Raw genomic sequence first — 18,443 nt, 5'->3', positions numbered from 1 at the left:
GCAAGATCGTACCGCGATTTATCAGCATCGCATTTCGAGCGTCTTAGATCGGCGAGAAGAGGTCGACGACCTGCTGCCCCACCGGTGGCTGCTGCACTTCCATGATGCGTCCGCGACCACCATAGGAAATACGCGCTTCCGCGATCTTTTCGTAGGATACGGTGTTTTCCGAATTGACGTCCTGCGGCCTGACGATACCCGCGACGTTGAGAATGCGGATCTCGTGGTTGACGCGCACTTCCTGCGAACCGCTGATCAGCAGGTTGCCGTTTTCCAGAATGCCGGTCACAACCGCTGCGACGAGGAGCGTAAGCTTTTCCGCGCGGTTGATTGAGCCCTTGCCATTGGCTTCGCTGTCATTGTCGAAGCTTAAAGACGAGTCCGCCTTCGGCTTCCAGCCGAGGATTTCCGCATCTGCCTTCCAGCCGGTCTTTCGGTTGTTCTTGCGGCTGCGGTCGGTCTCGTTGTCGAACGACGCCTTGTCGTTGATCTGGATGTTCACCGTCAGAATGTCGCCGATATTGAGCGCGCGTGAATCCTTGAAGAGCGCCGCCTTGCTGTCGCTCCAGAGCGAATAGCCGCTTGCCGCGTGAAGCGGCTGCTTCGGATAGGATGCCAGCTGCGGTGCCTGGTTGAATTGCAAGCCGCTGCCGATCGGGCTCATTGCCGGCGCGTTGCCGATTTCCTTGAGGGTCTGGTTTTCCGTGACGCTCTGGCACCCCGTGAGGATGCTCGCGGCTGAAAGGGCGAGAATGAGCGCTTTGTTCATGACGGATCTCTTGATGTGGTTTTATCGGTCGCGCTGGCCATGATCGAAGCGACGGTCGCCGCTTTCTTCGCGTTCATTTCGCTGAGGATCAGCCCGGACTGGCGCGGTGGCAGTTTCATGATGATGGCCGCAGCCATTCCCGGATCGAGTTCCTGAAGCTGGGGAGCAGCCGCATCCGCCTTCATCGTCTTGTAGACTTCGACGAGGTTGGTTTCTGCCTGCTTGAGGAAGTCGTTACGGCGTTGCAGCCAGTCTTCATACTCGGCCTTGCGGGCTTCCAGAATGGCAACACGCTCGTTGATGTCTTCCTGAAGCTTCTCGAGATCCTGCTTCTGCATCAGATAGCGCTGGTCGCGCGCCTGATCGACGATGTTGGTGCAGTATTGCTGGATTTCCTGTCCGCTGGTCTCGCCGGTGGTGACGCGCACCTGCTCCTGCGCACGCGCCGAAGGAAGCGAACCAGCGACCACGAAGAGTGCCAGAAGAACGCGTTGAGGCGTAAAGATCTTGGAGATGGCGATCATCATTGTAGTACCAATTCTGCCTGGAGCGCACCTGCGGACTTGATGCCTTGGAGGATGGCGATGATGCCGTCCGGTTTGACGCCGATATTGTTGAGACCCGCCACCAGCGACCGGAGGCTTGGACCTTCGAGGATAGCAACCGGGCCACCGCTCTTCATAGCCTGAATGTCGGTCTGCTCCTGCACCGCGGTTTGTCCGCGTGAGAAGGGCGCTGGCTGCACGACCTGCGGCATTTCGGTAACCTGGACTGTCAGCGTGCCGTAGCTGACGGCAACCCTCGATACTCGGACATCTGCACCGATGATGATCGTGCCGGTCCGTTCGTTGATGACGACCTTCGCCGGCGTATCGGTTTCCACCGCAAGGTTCTCGATGCTTGCCATCAGGCGGGTAAGATCGGCTGTGCGGGGCTTCTGGATGTAGACGACCTGAGAATCGCGCGCCTCGGCGATCGGCTCGTTGTAGGAGGTGCGGGCGTAGCTGTTGATCGTATCGGCAATGCGAATGGCGGTGGAGAAGTCAGGGTTTCTCAGTTGCAGGACGAGATTGACGGAATCCTTGAACTGCGAGGGAAGCTCGCGCTCGATGATCGCGCCGCCTGGGACGCGACCGGCCGTCGTCACACCCTCCGTCACCTGTGCCGCCTGACCTCCGGCGTTGAAGCCGGAGACGATGACGGAGCCTTGAGCAACAGCGTAGATCTGGCCGTCTGCGCCGGACATCGAGGTCATGATCAACGTTCCGCCGCGAAGCGACGAGGCGTCGCCAAGCGAGCTGATATTGACGTCCAGCCTGCTGCCGGGGCTTGCGAAAGGCGGCAGGTTGGCAGTCACCATGACGGCGGCGACATTCTTGGAGGAGGTCTGGTTGCCCTGCATGGAGATGCCGAGATTTTGCAGCATCGCGCGCATCGACTGCTCGGTAAAGGGCGAGGCACGCATATTGTCGCCGGACCCCTGCAGGCCGACGACAAGACCATAGCCGATCAACTGGTTTTCACGCCCTGACTGGAGTGACGCAATATCTTTCACGCGCGCCATCGTCTGGGCGAAGCCTTCCGGGGCGGCTGCGAGAAAAGCCATTGCCGCAACTGCCGCGGCGAAAAAACGCTGACGAAAACTCATTTTTGGAAAACCTCCACGGTCCCGTCGAGCTTCGCCGTTCCGCTCACCGTCACGCCGGTGTCCTTGTTGCGCACGCGAACGATATCGCCGGCCATGCCGTCTTCGATGGCAACGCCGGAGGCCGAAAGGTTCATGCCGTTATTGTTGTAGGTGATGCGCACTGCAGCGCCGCGTTCCACCGCATAAGGGTCGCGCAGGTCGCCGATTGGAATGGTCCGCCCGGCAACCAGTGTCCTTTTGGAGACCTTGCCCACCACTTCCTCGATCGACTGGGAATAGCCGGGAGCGATGTTGGGGTTGGTGACGGGAACTTCCGTCACCCGGCCTTGGGTGATGATCTCGCCCGAAAGAATCGTGACCGTGGGGACGACAGCGAACTTCTGCTGCGACATGGCACCGTGCGGAGCGCACATCGCAAAAGCGAGTGCCAACGCAAACGTCACCTTGTAACCTTGAACAGGCATGATTTTCGGGCGGAACTTCATGTTACCCTACCTTCCACTTATTTTAGGTTCTGACTGACGATCTGAGCCATCTGGTCGGCGGTGGTGATGACCTTGGAGTTCATCTCATACGCACGCTGGGCGGAAATCATGTCGGTGATTTCCTTGACCGAATCGACGTTGGACCCTTCCAGATAGCTCTGCTTCAGATAGCCGAAGCCAACCGACTGAGGCGTTCCGTCGACAGCCGCACCCGAGGCATCCGTCTGGGCGAAGAGGTTATCACCGAGCGGACGCAGACCCGCTTCGTTGGCAAAGTTGCTCATCGTCAGCTGACCGACTTCGGTCATCTGGTTCGACTGGCCGATACGCACCGAAACGATGCCGTCGTCGGTGATCTTGGTTTCGGTCGAGTCGGTCGGGATGGTGATGGCCGGCAGAACCGGGTAGCCATCCGTCGTCACCAGACGGCCGGTCGAATCCATGTTGAACGCGCCTGCGCGGGTGTAGAGCGGCGCGCCGTCCGGACCTTGCACGCGGAACCAGCCCTTGCCGACGATGGCAAGATCGAGCGTGTTGCCCGTCTGGGACACAGGTCCCTGGATGTGCAGCTTGCGCACGGCAGACGTCTGCACGCCGAGACCGATATTGGCGCCTTCCGGCACCATGGCCTGGTTGGCGCGGTTCATCACGCCCTGCGCACGCTCGGTCTGGTAGAGCAAGTCGGTAAATTCGGCGCGGCCACGCTTGAAGCCGGTGGTATTGATGTTCGCGATGTTGTTCGCGATGACCTCAAGGTTTGTCTGCTGGGCATCCATGCCCGTTGCTGCGATTGCTAGAGCTCTCATTTCTTAGGTCCTCACGGGTCAAATCTGCATTTTAACGACATCGAGATAGGCCGAAACGAGCCTGTCTCTCAGCGCAACAGCGGTCCTCAGGGTCTGGTCGGCCTGCATGACGGCATCGACCACTTCGCGGGTATTGGCCTTGCCCTGCATGCCGGCGAAGGACATGGCTTCGCTGTTCTTGAGCGAATCGACCGCATCCTGCGCAACGCCGCCGAGAACGCTGGCGAATGTCGGGCCAACCGTCGCGGTTGTAGCCGTGGTGACGGCGGCACCCGCAAGCGAGGTCAGGCCACTGGCAATGCCCTTGATGCTGTCTGTCGCGGAGTTGTTGGTCAGCGATTTGATGTTGCTGATAGATTCGATCATCACTGAGCCTTCAATAGGTCGATGGTTGAGGAAATCAGATCACGCGTCTGCTTGATGACCTGGAGATTGGCTTCGTAACTGCGGTTGGCTTCGCGAAGGTCGGCCATCTCGATCAGCATGTTGACGTTCGGCAGCTTCACCACGCCTTTTTCATCGGCCGCCGGGCTATCCGGATCGTATTCCTCGATGAAGTTGGAGCGGTCGTAGCCAAGCTTCTTCACCTCGACGAGGTTGGTTCCCGTCGCGCGATCCAGCTCATTGGCAAATGTAATCGTCTTGCGGCGATAGGGGTCGGCGCCCGGTCCGTCGCCCGTGGTGCGGGAGTTGGCAATGTTTTCCGAAACGATGCGCAGGCGCGTTGCCTGTGCTTCCATTCCGCTGCCGGCGATCTTCAGCGAGGTTGATAATGAGTCCATCTTACTTGCCCACCGCGGTCATCATCATGGAGTGGAAGGTGCGAACGAGCTGCGTGTTCAGCTCGAACTGACGCTTGATTTCGCCGGTCTTCGCCATTTCCGTTGAAAGCGAAACGGTGTTGCCGGATGCCTGAACACCGATTTCATTGTTCAGTGGAGCGTCCCTCAGGCCGATCTTGCCAGCGCCGGTCACGCTCATTTCCATATGCGCCGGGTTCGTGCGCGCCATCTGCATGCCAGCCGTCTTCAGTTCGGTTTCGAACGGAACGACTTCCTTGGCGCGATACTGCGGCGTGCTCGCATTGGCGATGTTCGTGGCGACAACTTCCTGACGGATTGAAAGCCACTCGGCCTGCCGGGAGGCCAGCGCAAACAGCTGAATGGGCTGCATGACAATTCTCCGTGTTTAATCTGCCTCCGGTCTAGACCCACAATCTTGCGCGGGACTTACCCGTGGGTCGGGCACTCATTTGGTGGGCGTCACTTCCACAATTCGCCGTGGCATTAACCATTTGTTTGCCATGGCGCTTTAGATTTCATTGATATTTCCGCCAGACGGACGGCTCTTACATCCCTGCGGGTTCGCAATGGCTCTTCATACAGAAACATATGTCGGTTCGGTTACGGAGCAGGCTGCGACAGGCAGATTGCGGCGTAGCATCGTTCCCGCGGCTCTCGTCCTCGCGTTCGGTGCTGCCGGTGCGATCCTGCCGTCCGCATTCCTTCCATCGCCGTCTGCAGGATATGTCTCGCGTGCCGTCGTCAGAGTTTCAGCCCCAGGCGGGAGCCCAGTCGATACCGGCCGGGTAGCTGCGTCCATGCAGCAGAGCCTACTGTCCCCGGTGTCCCTCACGCTTGCCATTTCAGAGCTGAAGCTCAAGGCTGGCGATGTTACGGGCATTGTTGAAGAGGGACGCCTCGCCATGCTGGCGAACCTGCTTTCGGGCGACGTGCAGCCAGCGACCCCCGTCAACGCCATCGAAGACGCGCTTCGTCAGTCCGTCAAGATCACCTCGGCATCGAAGACGGACATCGATGTCGGTGTTACCGCCGCAACGCCGAAGGCCGCTGAGCGGATCGTCGATTATCTCGCTCGCCAGGTCGTCAAGGGCGTAGGCGGCGATCATGCCGAACCCGCCTTGCAGGCGGTCGAAAAAGCACGCACCGCGCTCGACGCGGCGGAAGGCGCTCTGACAGGATTTCAGATGCGCCACGGCAACGATATTGTCTCGCGTATCCAGGGCCTGCAGCAATCGCTTCATGAGGCGGACGCAACGATTGCGGCTTTGGGCGAGAAGGAGCACGACCTCGCCCAGGCTGTGACCAAAGTCTCGGCGATGAAGACGGACGACGTGCTGACGAAAGCATTGCCGCCGCTTCCCGTTTTCGAAGCTCTCGCACCCGTCAGAGACAACTACACCACGGCAAAGCTTGCGCTTGACGACGTCAATGTCGATCACGGACCGAAACACCCGCGCACCATTGCGGCCCAAGGCGCTGTCGATGCCGCAAGATCTGCCGCCATGCCGGCTCTGCGCCGTGCGCTGGACGGTGCCAAGGCGGAGTTGAAGGACGCTGCCGCCACGCTTGACGCTGAGACCCGCGCGAAAGCCGCCGTTGAAGAACAATTGCGCGCTATGGGTAACGCACCGGAAGAGCTTGCCAAGCTGGAAACGGCTCTCGAAAAAGCCCGGCGCGAATATCTTGCGGCAAGCGAAAAGGCCGGTCCCTTCGCAGCACCGACCGTGACGGCCGCGATCGCCAAGCCCGCATCACCCGCGGTTCTGCAGGAAGAGGGTATTCTGCCGCAGATGATACCTGGCGCGATGGCAGCCGCCGGCGCTCTGGTGGGCATGCTGCTCGCTCTCTTCCTCATCAGCTTCCGCCGCACGGAGACGGAAGACCGGGTCGGGGCCGCCATTCAAATGGCAATAGAGGCGGAGACGGCTTTTGAGGCCGCCCCTGCAAAGGCTGAAGCGCATGATGAACGGTTCGAGATCGAGCCGGATATCTTCCATGATCTGGTCGAGGACGATGTCGAGCCCGTCTACGCCAGAGAGCGCTACGATGTGACTGAAGACGATACGTGGGAGTACGATCTCCACGATGAGCCTGCCAATGATATCCCGCTTGATGAACGTGTCCGTCAGGTCCTGCTCGCCAACCGCGTCCGGTATGCGGAGACGGCACAAAGGGAGGATGGCTTCCGTCTGCCGCCTTTGCTGGCCGCCGCACTGGAAGGCAAGGCAGATCATGCGCAGGCCGAAACGGACGAGCTACGAACGCTTCGACAGGAACTCGCTTCGCTCAAGCAAAGATTGAACGGCTTTGTCGAAGACGACATGCGGCGTCGCGGTTGATCCACTGATTTTCCCTTGCAATCTGTAGCTTCGCGCAGCATTAGGGGTCTTACCCCTCAAGGCTGGTTTGCGGGTTCTCAGGAGGCAGGCATATGGTGGTTGTGATCGACGGCAAGGCCAAGGCGGCATCCGTGACGGATGCTGTGCGAGACGCGGCTGAGCGTCTGGAGAATGAGACCGGCCAGAAGCCCGGTCTCGCTGTCGTCATCGTCGGCGATGATCCTGCAAGCCATGCCTATGTGAACTCCAAGAGCAAGATGGCCAAGCAATGCGGTTTCAACTCGGTCCAGCATACGCTGCCGGAAGAAACGACACAGCAGGAGCTTGCTGCCTTGGTCGCAACGCTGAATGTGGACGCATCGATCCACGGCATTCTCGTTCAGTTACCGCTTCCAAAGCACCTCGATTCCGATCCGATCATCCAGTCGATTCTGCCGGAAAAGGATGTCGATGGTCTGAGCGTCTTGAATGCCGGAAAGCTCGCGGTTGGTGATCTGAAGACAGGCCTGCTCTCCTGCACCCCGGCCGGTGCCATGCTTCTGGTTCGCAGCATCCATGGGGATGATCTGTCCGGCCTGAACGCCGTGGTAATCGGTCGTTCCAACCTGTTCGGCAAGCCGATGGGTCAATTGCTGCTCAACGCTAACGCGACGGTGACGATGGCGCATTCGCGCACCAGGGATCTGGCCTCCGTCTGCAAGTCCGCCGACATTCTGGTTGCCGCCGTCGGTCGCGCGCAAATGGTGAAGGCCGACTGGGTCAAGCCCGGTGCGACCGTCATCGATGTCGGCATCAACCGCATTCCCGCACCCGAAAAGGGCGAGGGCAAGTCGAGGCTCGTCGGCGATGTGGCGTTCGAAGAGGCAAGTGCGGTCGCCGCGGCCATCACGCCTGTCCCCGGCGGCGTTGGTCCGATGACGATTGCCATGCTGATGGCCAACACGGTGATTGCTGCGCACAGAGCGCTCGGCAAAGACGCGCCGACGTTCTGAGTTCAAAACCGAAAATATAAAAACATTCGGACACAAGACCGGATAGGTTTGTGCTGGATGCTGTTCTGCAAGAATGGTTTTAGCTCCGAAGAGCGGCAGCAGATTTTGCTTGCCATGCTCCATCAGTCGTTTGTGTTTGTCACCGACGCGGCGTAACTTGAAGATCGGCCACGCATGCCGTTTCTATAAGGACGCCGCAATGATTTCAGAAACCTTCGCAATCATCCGAAAGAATTTCCTATTTTACGTCGTTACAGTTTCTCTCATCATTGCTGCACTTATCCTGGATGATCATTTTTCTCACACATCGAGTCAGACCACGGGTTTTATCTGGATTTTGCTTTCACGATGGACGCATGTATCCATGCTATACAATCGAAGATTTAAAGATCAGGGTCGACAATATTATTCACTGTCAAAAGATCTTGGTTTCTTCGGTAAAAATATTCTCATTATTCTATCGGCCACCGTCTCAGCCATCGCGACGGCTGTCTACTTCGGAAGCAATCAGGGCAATTTTACCGGTTTGGTGTTGATCTACGGTATTCTGTTTTCGTTGATCGTGTCTTCTGTTCTCTACGCTTTGATCGGCACGTGGCTACCTGCTGGGCTTTACGGATCTGCAACTCGCTTTGGTGACGCGCTTAGACGTGGATCTCGCACTTTCGCAAAGACCTTCGCCAGAATTTTCATCGCGATGGCGATTCCGGCCGCAATCTCTTTTATCGTCACCGCATTGATGTTCGCTCGCGGTGATTCCGGGAGCATCTTCGTCGCTGGAGAGATTAATTTCCCCTCTTTGCTAATTGCTATCTGCCTAAGCACGTTGGAGGCCGTAAGCGTCACTTACGTATCCGTTGTGCTAACGCGGGAATATATGCGCGCGGAGGGTTTGCCAGTGATGCCGACACTCGAGGCTGCGACGTAAAGTTGGGCATCGCCGGCCATAGGGGCTTGGGTTTTAACTGAGGCGGTCAGCTGCAGTTTGCATCAAATTTTACTGAGGCCACCAAGACAGCCGGGGGGTAGATCTAACGAGGAGCGGGCCCGGTCGAGGCGCGCACCACCAACTCTGCTTTCCAAAGCTCGTGAAACGGCTCGTTTTGCCCGGTCTTGATCTGGGCAATCAGCCGTTCGGCAACGCGCATGCCTGCTGCTCGAAGCGAAGACCGTGTCGTTGTCAGCGGCACGGAAAAGTTCACCGGCTTCAAGAGTGGCAGCACGTCGTCATGGGCGATCAGGGAAATATCCCGTCCGGGGCGCAGGCCCCGCTGGTTGAGCGAGCGGATGGCGCCGAGCGCAAGTGCTGTGGAGGCACAGAGAACGGCGGTCGGCTGCTGTTGCTGGTCGAGCAGCCGCTCCATCATCAAGAACCCGGCCTCGTCGGTCATCACGCTGTGGCTGACCTTGTCAGGATCGAGCGAATGGCCCTGAGCCGCCAATGCCGCTTCCACACCGCGGTATCGACGGAAGGTAAAGTCATAACCCTCCGGCCCATTGATCAGCGCGATATTTTCATGGCCGAGTTGGAGCAGCAGCGATGCGGCGTCATGAAAGGCGCCCTCATTGTCGACATCGAGAAAGGGATAGTCCGGCTCGATCCCCCAGGAGCGGCCATGCACCAAGAAGGGGATCGATAGGCTCTTCATCATCGCGATGCGACGATCGTTCTTTTTCATATAGGCAAGATAGATGCCATCGACCGTGCCATTGGCGGCAAGATCCTGCAACGCTTCGTCTTCGTCACGCGGATCGGTCGGCATGATGACGAGGTGAAACCCGTTTCTTGCCGAGACCTCCCCAAGTCCGTTGAGGAACTCCCCGAAGTGCACGTCGGATTGATGTTCTGCACCCGTGGGCATCACAAGGCCGATGGAGCCGACCTTGCCGGTCGCCAGCCGCTGCGCTGCCGCGTTGGGTCGATAACCGTTCTGGCGCGCCGCCTCGATGATCTTCCGGCGCGTCTCGGCATTGACTTCGGGATAGCCGTTCAAGGCGCGGCTGATCGTCGTCTGAGAGATGCCAAGCAACTGCGATAGTTGTTTCAGATTCATGCCCAGCCTCCCTCTGCTGCTCAAGCCCGCGGACTCTGGAAAGGGACGGCTCCTCCACCGTCTCCAAACCGCTTTGAAGGCTAGCAAGTGTTGGAGCGCTAGACAATTCAAAAAACTCTGCTGCAGCGCAAATACAGTCTCTCGCACAGCAAAAGAAGACCAAATTTGGGATGATCATCAACCCTCTTGACTCTGAGCAATTCTCAATGAGATGAATAGGCAGCCAAAGCGCTTTGAAAAGACACGCCGAAGCCGATTAATGTGATGGGAGGTAGATCACATGAAAAAATTATTTTTAACGACCGTTGCCGTAGCCACGCTTCTGTCGGGCGCATCCTTTGCCGCCGAACTCAAATTCAAGCCGGGTGAAGACAGCAAGTTCAACTGGAAGAGCTACGAAGACTTCAAGACCGCTAATTCCAGCCTGAAGGGCGAAACGCTGACCATCTTCGGACCGTGGCGCGGCGAAGACGAAGCGCTGTTCCAGTCCGTGCTGGCCTATTTCGCCGATGCGACCGGCGTCAATGTCCGTTACTCGTCTTCGGAAAATTACGAGCAGCAGATCGTCATCGACACGCAGGCCGGCTCGCCGCCAAACGTCGCGATCCTGCCGCAGCCTGGACTTCTCGCTGACCTTGCCGCCAAGGGACTTCTCACTCCGCTCGGTGACGAGACGGCAAATTGGGTGAAGGAAAATTACGGCGCGGGCCAGTCCTGGGTCGATCTTGGCATGTACAAGAACAAAGACGGCAACAAGGCCTATTTCGCCTTCCCGTTCAAGGCCGACGTGAAGTCGCTGGTCTGGTACGTTCCTGAGAACTTCGAGGAAGCCGGTTACAAGGTGCCGGAAACCATGGAAGATCTCGTCAAGCTCAGCGACCAGATCGTAGCCGATGGCGGCACGCCATGGTGCATCGGTCTCGGCTCTGGTGGCGCGACCGGCTGGCCGGCAACCGATTGGGTGGAAGACTTCATGCTGCGCACGCAGCCGCTCGATGTCTACCAGAAGTGGACGACGAATGAGGTGAAGTTCAACGATCCGCGCGTCGTCGCCGCCATCGAGGAATTCGGCAAGTTTGCCAAGAACGACAAATATGTTTCGGGCGGTGTTGCCGCTGTCGCCTCGACAGACTTCCGCGACAGCCCGAAGGGTCTCTTCGACATTCCGCCAAAGTGCTACCTGCACCGTCAGGCCTCCTTCATTCCATCCTTCTTCCCTGAGGGAACGAAGGTCGGAACGGATGTCGACTTCTTCTACATGCCGACTTTCGCCTCCAAGGCAGATCTCGGCAAGCCGGTTCTGGGTGCTGGAACGCTCTTCACCATCACCAAGGATTCCAAGGCTGCGCGCGCGCTCGTCGAATTCCTGAAGACGCCGATCGCCCACGAAGTGTGGATGGCGCAGTCCGGCTTCCTGACACCTTTCAAGGGCGTCAACAAGGACGCCTATGCCAATGATCAGGTGAAGCGTCAGGGCGAGATTCTGACGACGGCCACCACCTTCGGCTTCGACGGTTCCGACCTCATGCCCGGCAAGATCGGCGCTGGCGCGTTCTGGACCGGTATGGTCGATTTCGTCGGCGGCAAGTCTGCCGAGCAGGTCGCCAACGATATCCAGAAGGCCTGGGACGGCTTGAAGTAATCCTCAGATCCAGCCCGGCAGTCATCGCTGCCGGGCTGTCATCGATAGAACGGCGCGGGAAACGCGCCGAATATAAGTAAGATCGGGGAGGGAATGATGATCACGCAAATCGTATCCGCGCTGGGTGTCGTTATCGTCGGCGTCTTTGCCTGCGCCGCCTATTACTGGCTGTCGGACAAGGCGTTGCAATTTATCTTTCCGGTGCGGGACGGCGATGTCATTCACGCGTCGCGCAATCTCAACCGGCGCGCGGCCGTTCGTCCCTGGCTCTTTGTCGGGCCGGCCCTGCTGCTGCTTGCCGTCTATCTTGTCTACCCGGTCGTTGCGACCTTCATCCTGTCTTTCTACGATCGGACAGGAGCCAATTACGTCGGTCTCGCCAATTACGTCTGGGCCTTATACGACGCCGGTTTCCGCCAGTCGATCTTCAACAACATTCTCTGGCTTGCCGTGGTCCCCGCCGCTTGCACCTTTCTCGGCCTTGTCATCGCGGTCATGACCGACCGCATCTGGTGGGGCAATATCGCCAAGTCCATCGTCTTCATGCCGATGGCGATCTCCTTCGTCGGCGCCTCCGTCATCTGGAAATTCATCTATGAGTATCGCGGCGAGGGCCAGACGCAGATCGGCCTTCTCAATGCGCTGGTGGAGTTCTTCGGCGGTAATCCGCAGGTGTGGATTTCCATGCCCTTCTGGAACAACTTCTTCCTGATGGTCATCCTGATCTGGATCCAGACCGGCTTTGCCATGGTCATTCTGTCGGCGGCTCTTCGCGGCATTCCGGAAGAAACCATCGAGGCGGCGGTCATCGATGGCGCCAATGGCTGGCAGATTTTCTGGAAGATTATGGTGCCGCAGATCTGGGGAACCATCGCAGTGGTCTGGACCACCATCACCATTCTCGTCCTCAAGGTCTTCGATATCGTGCTGACCATGACCAATGGTCAGTGGAACACCATGGTTCTTGCCAACCTCATGTTCGACTGGATGTTCCGCGGCGGTGGCGATAGCGGGCGAAGTGCGGTCATTGCGCTCGTCATCATGGCGGCCGTCACACCGATCATGATCTGGAACATCCGCCAGGCGAACCGCGAGATGGAGGGCCGTTGATATGAACATCGCAACCCGTCTGCGCCGTATTGGCCTGCCCCGCCTCATCGTTCACGCCAGCGTCCTCTTCATCGTTCTGCTCTGGCTTCTGCCGACGCTCGGCATTCTCGTCAGCTCGCTGCGAGACAAGGACCAGATCGTCGTTTCCGGCTGGTGGACGGCCTTCTCCAGCTCCAACCAGACGCAGGCGCTGCGCCTTGGCGATCCATCGACACAGACCCAGCAGGGCGATCGCTTCGTCATTGCCGGCAACGTCTTCGGTGAAGGCAAGAGCGGCCACGTTTCGGCCTATGGCGTGCGCGTTCAGGAACCGGCAGCCTTCAAGGCCGGTACGTCCGCCGATCTCGGTGATGGCGAAACGCTTCAGCTCAACGAGGACGGCAGCTATCAATATAGCAAGAATGCCAGCTTCGAAGGATCGCGCGCAAAACGCGTCTATGTCGTGGTTTCCACGCCGCCGATCTTCACGCTCGACAATTACCGCACCGTTCTCCTCTCCGAAGGCATCGGGCAATCCTTCGTCAATTCGCTGACGGTCGCCATTCCTGCAACGATCATCCCGATCCTGATTGCCGCTTTCGCTGCCTATGCGCTGTCATGGATGCGCTTCAGCGGTCGATCCTTGATGATTGCATTGGTCGTCGGTCTGATCGTCGTGCCGTTGCAGATGTCGCTCATTCCGTTGCTGCAGCTCTATAACTCCATCGGCAATATCTTCGGCATACCGTCCAAGACCTATGCCGGGATCTGGCTGGCGCACACGGCCTTCGGTCTGCCGCTCGCCATCTATCTGCTGCGCAACTATATTTCCGGCCTGCCGAAAGAAATCATCGAGAGTGCCCGTGTCGATGGCGCCAGCGATTTCGAGATTTTCGTCAAGATTGTGCTGCCGCTCTCCTTCCCGGCGCTTGCCTCCTTCGCCATCTTCCAGTTCCTCTGGACATGGAACGACCTTCTCGTCGCCATGGTCTTCCTCGGCACACAGAAGGATGAACTGGTGTTGACGGGTGCATTGAACGCGCTGCTCGGTTCGCGCGGCGGCAACTGGGAAATTCTCACCGCGTCGGCCTTTGTCACCATTATCGTGCCGCTCTGCGTCTTCTTCGCGCTCCAACGCTACCTTGTGCGCGGCCTCTTGGCCGGCTCCGTCAAGGGAGGCTGATCGAACCCATGAATGCTTTCAATCAACAGGACACTACCATGACCGCGACCGTTTCTTCCGCCCTTACTCCGGACAAGGATTGGTGGCGCGGTGCCGTGATCTATCAGATCTATCCGCGCTCCTATCAGGACTCCAACGGCGATGGCATCGGCGATCTGAAGGGTATCACTTCCAGGCTTGAGCACATTGCCAATCTCGGCGCGGATGCGATCTGGATTTCGCCCTTCTTCACCTCGCCCATGAGGGACTTCGGCTACGACGTGTCGAACTACGTCGATGTCGATCCCATGTTCGGAACGCTCGCCGATTTCGATGGTCTGATTACAGAGGCCCATCGCCTGGGCATCCGGGTGATGATCGATCTGGTTCTGTCGCACACATCCGACCAGCACCCGTGGTTCGTTGAAAGCCGCTCCAGCCGCAGCAACCCGCGTGCCGATTGGTATGTGTGGAGCGATGGCAAGCCGGATGGCACGCCGCCCAACAACTGGTTGTCGATCTTCGGCGGCTCCGGTTGGCAGTGGGACCCGACCCGGATGCAATATTACATGCACAACTTCCTGACCTCGCAGCCAGATCTCAATCTGCATAATCCAGAGGTCCAGGAAGAGTTGCTGAACATCACCCGCTTCTGGCTGAAGCGCGGCGTCGATGGCTTCCGTCTTGATACGATCAACTTCTACTTTCATGACAAGGAACTGCGCGACAACCCGGCACTTGCGCCGGAACGCCGCAACGCCTCCACCGCGCCTGCCGTAAACCCCTACAACTTCCAGGAACATATCTACGACAAGAACCGTCCGGAGAACCTGGAATTCCTCAAGCGCTTCCGTGCCGTACTGGATGAGTTCCCCGATATCGCCGCCGTCGGCGAAGTCGGTGACAGCCAGCGCGGTCTTGAGATCGTCGGCGAATATACATCCGGCGATGACAAGATGCAGATGTGCTACGCCTTCGAGTTCCTGGCACCCGATGCGCTGACCCCCGCCCGTGTTGCAGAAGTTCAGGCGGCCTTCGCTCAAGCCGCACCTGAAGGCTGGGCCTGCTGGGCTTTCTCCAACCACGATGTCGTGCGCCACGTGACGCGCTGGGGTGAGACGGTCGAGGACAAGGATGCCTTTGCCAAGGTGCTTTCGGCTCTGTTGATGACGCAGCGTGGCTCTGTCTGCATCTATGAGGGCGAAGAGCTTGGCTTGACGGAAGCCGACATCGCCTTTGAAGATTTGCAGGACCCCTATGGCATTCAGTTCTGGCCGGAATTCAAGGGCCGTGATGGCTGCCGCACGCCGATGGTTTGGGATGCCGGCCACGCGCAGGCGGGCTTTTCCACCTCGGATAAGACCTGGCTTCCCATTCCTGCCGAACATAAGAAGCGCGCGGTCAGCGCCCAGCAGGGCAATGAAGCGTCCGTTCTGGAGCACTACCGTCGCTTCCTGGCGTTCCGCAAGCAGCACCCGGCTTTCGCCAAGGGCAAGATCGAGTTCCAGGACGCGGATGCGACCGTCTTGAGCTACACCCGCACACTTGGCAACGAAAAAGTGCTTTGCCTCTTCAATCTCTCGGCCGTGCCAGCACCGGCAAAGCTGCCGGATGGCGAGTGGAACGAGCTGGAAGGCCATGGCTTTTCGGCCGAACGGAATGGCACAACCGTAGAACTTCCGGCATGGGGCGCGTTTTTCGCCCGCCACGCGTAACACCATAGGGAGGAGCACCGCATGACTGGCCTTATTCTCAAGGGCATCCGTAAATCCTACGGCGAGGTGAAGGTCCTGCACGGGATCGACCTCGATATCAAACAGGGCGAGTTTATCGTCTTCGTCGGCCCGTCCGGCTGCGGCAAGTCCACACTGCTGCGTATGATTGCCGGTCTGGAAGAGATCACCGGCGGTGAAATGTATATCGACGGCCAGTTGGTGAACGAAATACCGCCATCACGGCGCGGCATCGCCATGGTCTTCCAGTCCTACGCGCTCTACCCGCATATGACGGTCTACGACAACATGGCCTTTGGCATGAAGATCGCCAAGGAAAGCAAGCAGGAAATCGACCGCCGCGTTCGCGCAGCCGCCGAAATCCTGCAGCTCACCCAATATCTGGAGCGCCTGCCGAAGGCGCTCTCCGGCGGTCAGCGCCAGCGCGTCGCGATTGGCCGCGCCATCTGCCGCAACCCCAAGGTCTTCCTCTTCGACGAGCCACTCTCGAACCTCGATGCGGCCTTGCGCGTCGCGACCCGTATCGAGATCGCCAAGCTCAGCGAGAAGATGGCCGATACCACCATGATCTACGTGACGCACGATCAGGTGGAGGCTATGACATTGGCTGACCGGATCGTGGTATTGAATGGTGGCCGCGTCGAGCAGGTGGGAGAACCGCTGGAGCTTTACGAAAACCCCGCCAACCTCTTCGTTGCCCGCTTCATCGGCTCCCCGGCCATGAACATCATCGCAGGCACAGTGAAGGCGTCCGGCGAAATAACCACGCTCGATCTTGCGGGCGGCAAGACACTCGCCGTGCATATTCCGACGCCATCGGGCGAAGAAGGCAAGGCGGCATCCTTTGGCGTGCGTCCGGAAGATTTGTTCATCGCCAATGGCGACGATTATCTGTTCGAGGGCAAGGTGTCGATCGTCGAGGCGCTGGGTGAAGTGACACTGCTCTATCTTGAGGCACCCGCGGGTGAGGAGCCGGTCATCGTCAAGATCCCAGGCATTGCGCCGGTGAAGAAGGGTCAGACGCTGCGCTTCTCCGCGCCACCGGAAAAGCTTCATCTGTTCGATGCGCTGGGAAAAACCTATCGCCGCTAACTCAGCTGGCGTGGTCGCAGCTCAGACCGTCAGGACATGGAAAAAAAGAGTGAGAGCAATCCAGTTGCCGCGATGCCGCTTGAATTGCGCTCACTCTCTACGTGTCTCTTAGAGCGTCCTTTGGACGCACAAAAAACGCTCTATCTTCTTTGATAGACGCATCGTGCTTTCCGAAAATCGATCCAACTTTCGGGCCGATCTTGTAACGCTCGCCCGTGATCAGCTGAGCCCCGTAAGAACCGTCTGTTTCAACTTCGCATCTGGCACTTCGCTGAAGGCGAGATCGTCACGGCCGAAATAGGATTTCTGGTTGGTGGCCGACCAGTCGTTACAGACGAGCTTATAACGGTCTTTCGCCACAGGATTGTCCGGCATCGCATAGAGATAGTCGCCGGTGCGTTTGGCCAGTGGAATATCGCCATCCTGATTGCAGCGGCTGAGAATCTGTTTCAGCACCTCGCCATCGACCTCCGTGACCATCAACTTGCCCTCAAAACGCAGGCATGCGTTGAAATCGTAGCGGCGGATATCACCCTTCGGCAACCCGGCACCGAAAGAGGTATGGCCGATGAAGCCGACATCCGCACCGGTTTTTGCGGCAATAAGCTCGGCCACCTGACGACCCGCCTCATCGACCGTCATGGCCCTCGCCGTTTTGGCGACGGTTTCCCGTTCCTCTGGTGTCAGATGCTGAGCGAGCGTCTTTTCGATCAGCGCGCCCAGCGCCGGGGAGGGCTTCGCACTGCGATCGATCGCCGCCGTTTCTATGGTTGCGGCCTGGCCAGGGCCTGGAATGCTTGCAACCGCCATCGACGTGGACCACGATCCAGTGTGGACATAGCGCGTGGCACCGGCTTCATGCACGAAGTACAGGTGGTCGTGACCACCCACGACCAGCGTTCCGTCCGGCAGCAGAGGAAGGATGTCGCGGTCCGCCACCACACCGGCATGGCTCATCACGATGTTGATCGCATCGGGCTTGACGATCTCGGGAAGATTGACCTTTGCCCACTCCACGGGCTGGGGAATGGTCAGCGCCTCGCGCGTCGCCTTCGGATAGGTGTTGATGGCGTTGGTGGCGAGCCCGGCAACGACGACATTTTGTCCGCCAATCTCGAATGTGCTGCTTGCCGGCGCGTAAGGAGCACCGCTCCGCTTGTCGATGATGTTGGAAAGGACGGTGACTCCCAGCCCTTCAGCGCGGCTGACGAAATGGGCAAGGTCGGTCTCGATATCCGGCTCGTGGTTGCCGATATTCACGACGGTGCGTGCGAGTTTCGCGAGGGCTGCAAGGAAGCTCCACTCGATCTCGCCTTGCGACCGCATCGCGACCGTATTACCGCTTTCGAACAGATCGCCATTCAGGAGAATGATGTGAGGGCTTTTCTCTGCGGAAATGCGCGTCTCGATGGCTGCCAGAAGCTGGCCCATGCGCTCATAGGCGGAGTGCAGGTCGGAAATGACGATGGCGCGCAGCGGAGACTGCTGGTCGGCAACTGCCGGAAAACGCAGCAGCGGCAGCATGGCAGTTCCGGCCATGAGCTTCAGCAAGTTACGGCGTGTGCGTGAGAAAATCGTCATACTTGGCCCCGTCAGTTCAGACTGCGCCACCGCCCCCGCGGCTGGCTGCACAGGCCCTATAGGGCGATCATCACAGCCACATGACAGCAGAGGCGCTAGCCTTCACGTCAATAGGGGAGAAATGGAAAGGGGATGTCAAGACAGGGTGCTGGAGCGCCCTTCGTCCTTTTGGACGCCAGAAGGACGCTTTCTCTTTCAAGCCACGCAGGGTGCTTTTGCGAAACTCGGTCTCGAGTTTCGCGCCGCTT

Annotated in this window: 18 protein-coding genes; 8 read left to right on the top strand and 10 right to left on the bottom strand. The window is 58.7% G+C overall.

The genetic code is table 11. The features are described from left to right. Positions 1-43: 43 nt before the first annotated feature. The 8 genes from flgH to flgB are packed head-to-tail and all read right to left on the bottom strand — an operon-like array spanning position 44 to position 4,881. Positions 44-769 carry a flagellar basal body L-ring protein FlgH gene (flgH, locus tag ACTJK5_RS09990; RefSeq protein ID WP_062438741.1) on the bottom strand — a complete coding sequence of 242 codons (726 nt, stop codon included), beginning with the start codon at positions 767-769 and terminating at the stop codon, positions 44-46. Next, the gene (locus ACTJK5_RS09985; protein ID WP_440612593.1) at positions 766-1,293 is read right to left on the bottom strand and encodes a MotE family protein; all 528 of its coding nucleotides are present in this window, start codon (positions 1,291-1,293) and stop codon (positions 766-768) included. Before ACTJK5_RS09985 ends, flgH begins: the two co-directional genes overlap by 4 nt. Then, positions 1,293-2,417, bottom strand: coding sequence for a flagellar basal body P-ring protein FlgI (locus tag ACTJK5_RS09980; protein ID WP_062599334.1), 1,125 nt, complete (start codon positions 2,415-2,417; stop codon positions 1,293-1,295). Before ACTJK5_RS09980 ends, ACTJK5_RS09985 begins: the two co-directional genes overlap by 1 nt. Then, positions 2,414-2,902 (bottom strand): flagellar basal body P-ring formation chaperone FlgA, encoded by a 489-nt coding sequence (gene flgA / locus ACTJK5_RS09975; RefSeq protein WP_082479160.1) that lies wholly within the window; start codon positions 2,900-2,902, stop codon positions 2,414-2,416. The genes ACTJK5_RS09980 and flgA overlap by 4 nt, the downstream gene beginning before the upstream one ends. A gap of 17 nt (positions 2,903-2,919) precedes the next feature. Then, complete coding sequence (gene flgG / locus ACTJK5_RS09970) at positions 2,920-3,708, bottom strand: flagellar basal-body rod protein FlgG (RefSeq protein ID WP_062426049.1); 789 nt, start codon at positions 3,706-3,708, stop codon at positions 2,920-2,922. An 18-nt stretch (positions 3,709-3,726) separates the two neighbouring features. Beyond that, a complete protein-coding gene (locus ACTJK5_RS09965) occupies positions 3,727-4,074 on the bottom strand; it encodes a flagellar hook-basal body complex protein FliE (RefSeq protein WP_062426048.1) in 348 nt (115 codons plus the stop codon). After that, positions 4,074-4,490: a flagellar basal body rod protein FlgC gene (flgC, locus tag ACTJK5_RS09960; protein WP_112358808.1), complete on the bottom strand. Its 417-nt coding sequence runs from the start codon at positions 4,488-4,490 to the stop codon at positions 4,074-4,076. The genes ACTJK5_RS09965 and flgC overlap by 1 nt, the downstream gene beginning before the upstream one ends. Before the next feature lies 1 nt (position 4,491). After that, complete coding sequence (gene flgB, locus ACTJK5_RS09955; RefSeq protein WP_062426046.1) at positions 4,492-4,881, bottom strand: flagellar basal body rod protein FlgB; 390 nt, start codon at positions 4,879-4,881, stop codon at positions 4,492-4,494. A gap of 196 nt (positions 4,882-5,077) precedes the next feature. Here flgB and ACTJK5_RS09950 point away from each other — a divergent pair, with 196 nt between their 5' ends. The 3 genes from ACTJK5_RS09950 (at position 5,078) to ACTJK5_RS09940 (ending at position 8,770) form a co-directional block, all read left to right on the top strand. Further along, complete coding sequence (locus ACTJK5_RS09950) at positions 5,078-6,850, top strand: hypothetical protein (protein WP_113259929.1); 1,773 nt, start codon at positions 5,078-5,080, stop codon at positions 6,848-6,850. 92 nt (positions 6,851-6,942) lie between these two features. Next, positions 6,943-7,842, top strand: coding sequence for a bifunctional methylenetetrahydrofolate dehydrogenase/methenyltetrahydrofolate cyclohydrolase FolD (folD, locus tag ACTJK5_RS09945; RefSeq protein ID WP_113259930.1), 900 nt, complete (start codon positions 6,943-6,945; stop codon positions 7,840-7,842). Positions 7,843-8,041: 199 nt separating this feature from the next. Then, complete coding sequence (locus ACTJK5_RS09940; RefSeq protein WP_440612333.1) at positions 8,042-8,770, top strand: hypothetical protein; 729 nt, start codon at positions 8,042-8,044, stop codon at positions 8,768-8,770. A 103-nt stretch (positions 8,771-8,873) separates the two neighbouring features. Here ACTJK5_RS09940 and ACTJK5_RS09935 read toward each other — a convergent pair whose 3' ends face one another. Continuing rightward, positions 8,874-10,022 carry a LacI family DNA-binding transcriptional regulator gene (locus ACTJK5_RS09935; RefSeq protein WP_376781994.1) on the bottom strand — a complete coding sequence of 383 codons (1,149 nt, stop codon included), beginning with the start codon at positions 10,020-10,022 and terminating at the stop codon, positions 8,874-8,876. A 154-nt stretch (positions 10,023-10,176) separates the two neighbouring features. Here ACTJK5_RS09935 and ACTJK5_RS09930 point away from each other — a divergent pair, with 154 nt between their 5' ends. The 5 genes from ACTJK5_RS09930 to ACTJK5_RS09910 all read left to right on the top strand — a co-directional run bounded on the left by ACTJK5_RS09930 (position 10,177) and on the right by ACTJK5_RS09910 (position 16,614). Continuing rightward, complete coding sequence (locus ACTJK5_RS09930) at positions 10,177-11,538, top strand: ABC transporter substrate-binding protein (protein WP_113259933.1); 1,362 nt, start codon at positions 10,177-10,179, stop codon at positions 11,536-11,538. Positions 11,539-11,634: 96 nt separating this feature from the next. Beyond that, positions 11,635-12,648 (top strand): carbohydrate ABC transporter permease, encoded by a 1,014-nt coding sequence (locus tag ACTJK5_RS09925; RefSeq protein ID WP_440612332.1) that lies wholly within the window; start codon positions 11,635-11,637, stop codon positions 12,646-12,648. A gap of 1 nt (position 12,649) precedes the next feature. Next, positions 12,650-13,810, top strand: a complete 1,161-nt coding sequence (locus tag ACTJK5_RS09920; RefSeq protein WP_111848263.1) for a carbohydrate ABC transporter permease — start codon at positions 12,650-12,652, stop codon at positions 13,808-13,810. 38 nt (positions 13,811-13,848) lie between these two features. Continuing rightward, positions 13,849-15,504 carry a beta-galactosidase BglA gene (gene bglA, locus ACTJK5_RS09915; protein ID WP_440612331.1) on the top strand — a complete coding sequence of 552 codons (1,656 nt, stop codon included), beginning with the start codon at positions 13,849-13,851 and terminating at the stop codon, positions 15,502-15,504. A 21-nt stretch (positions 15,505-15,525) separates the two neighbouring features. Then, positions 15,526-16,614: an ABC transporter ATP-binding protein gene (locus ACTJK5_RS09910; RefSeq protein WP_440612330.1), complete on the top strand. Its 1,089-nt coding sequence runs from the start codon at positions 15,526-15,528 to the stop codon at positions 16,612-16,614. 219 nt (positions 16,615-16,833) lie between these two features. On the opposite strand, the gene ACTJK5_RS09905 is transcribed toward ACTJK5_RS09910, so the two are convergent. Next, the gene (locus ACTJK5_RS09905; protein WP_440612329.1) at positions 16,834-18,195 is read right to left on the bottom strand and encodes a metallophosphoesterase; all 1,362 of its coding nucleotides are present in this window, start codon (positions 18,193-18,195) and stop codon (positions 16,834-16,836) included. Between the last annotated feature and the right edge of the window lie 248 nt (positions 18,196-18,443).

The sequence above is a fragment of the Agrobacterium sp. 22094 genome, from assembly GCF_052046015.1.
GTDB classification, from domain to species: domain Bacteria; phylum Pseudomonadota; class Alphaproteobacteria; order Rhizobiales; family Rhizobiaceae; genus Agrobacterium; species Agrobacterium cavarae.
Note: the sequence above shows the minus strand (reverse complement) of the source record. Positions and strands in the feature narration are given on the sequence as shown.

Excerpts from the sequence above, each read along its gene's own strand:
- flgH (WP_062438741.1), bottom strand. The coding sequence starts at position 769 with ATGAACAAAGCGCTCATTCTCGCCCTTTCAGCCGCGAGCATCCTCACG.
- ACTJK5_RS09985 (WP_440612593.1), bottom strand. The coding sequence starts at position 1,293 with ATGATCGCCATCTCCAAGATCTTTACGCCTCAACGCGTTCTTCTGGCA.
- ACTJK5_RS09980 (WP_062599334.1), bottom strand. The coding sequence starts at position 2,417 with ATGAGTTTTCGTCAGCGTTTTTTCGCCGCGGCAGTTGCGGCAATGGCT.
- flgA (WP_082479160.1), bottom strand. The coding sequence starts at position 2,902 with ATGAAGTTCCGCCCGAAAATCATGCCTGTTCAAGGTTACAAGGTGACG.
- flgG (WP_062426049.1), bottom strand. The coding sequence starts at position 3,708 with ATGAGAGCTCTAGCAATCGCAGCAACGGGCATGGATGCCCAGCAGACA.
- ACTJK5_RS09965 (WP_062426048.1), bottom strand. The coding sequence starts at position 4,074 with ATGATCGAATCTATCAGCAACATCAAATCGCTGACCAACAACTCCGCG.
- flgC (WP_112358808.1), bottom strand. The coding sequence starts at position 4,490 with ATGGACTCATTATCAACCTCGCTGAAGATCGCCGGCAGCGGAATGGAA.
- flgB (WP_062426046.1), bottom strand. The coding sequence starts at position 4,881 with ATGCAGCCCATTCAGCTGTTTGCGCTGGCCTCCCGGCAGGCCGAGTGG.
- ACTJK5_RS09950 (WP_113259929.1), top strand. The coding sequence starts at position 5,078 with ATGGCTCTTCATACAGAAACATATGTCGGTTCGGTTACGGAGCAGGCT.
- folD (WP_113259930.1), top strand. The coding sequence starts at position 6,943 with ATGGTGGTTGTGATCGACGGCAAGGCCAAGGCGGCATCCGTGACGGAT.
- ACTJK5_RS09940 (WP_440612333.1), top strand. The coding sequence starts at position 8,042 with ATGATTTCAGAAACCTTCGCAATCATCCGAAAGAATTTCCTATTTTAC.
- ACTJK5_RS09930 (WP_113259933.1), top strand. The coding sequence starts at position 10,177 with ATGAAAAAATTATTTTTAACGACCGTTGCCGTAGCCACGCTTCTGTCG.
- ACTJK5_RS09925 (WP_440612332.1), top strand. The coding sequence starts at position 11,635 with ATGATCACGCAAATCGTATCCGCGCTGGGTGTCGTTATCGTCGGCGTC.
- ACTJK5_RS09920 (WP_111848263.1), top strand. The coding sequence starts at position 12,650 with ATGAACATCGCAACCCGTCTGCGCCGTATTGGCCTGCCCCGCCTCATC.
- bglA (WP_440612331.1), top strand. The coding sequence starts at position 13,849 with ATGACCGCGACCGTTTCTTCCGCCCTTACTCCGGACAAGGATTGGTGG.
- ACTJK5_RS09910 (WP_440612330.1), top strand. The coding sequence starts at position 15,526 with ATGACTGGCCTTATTCTCAAGGGCATCCGTAAATCCTACGGCGAGGTG.
- ACTJK5_RS09905 (WP_440612329.1), bottom strand. The coding sequence starts at position 18,195 with ATGACGATTTTCTCACGCACACGCCGTAACTTGCTGAAGCTCATGGCC.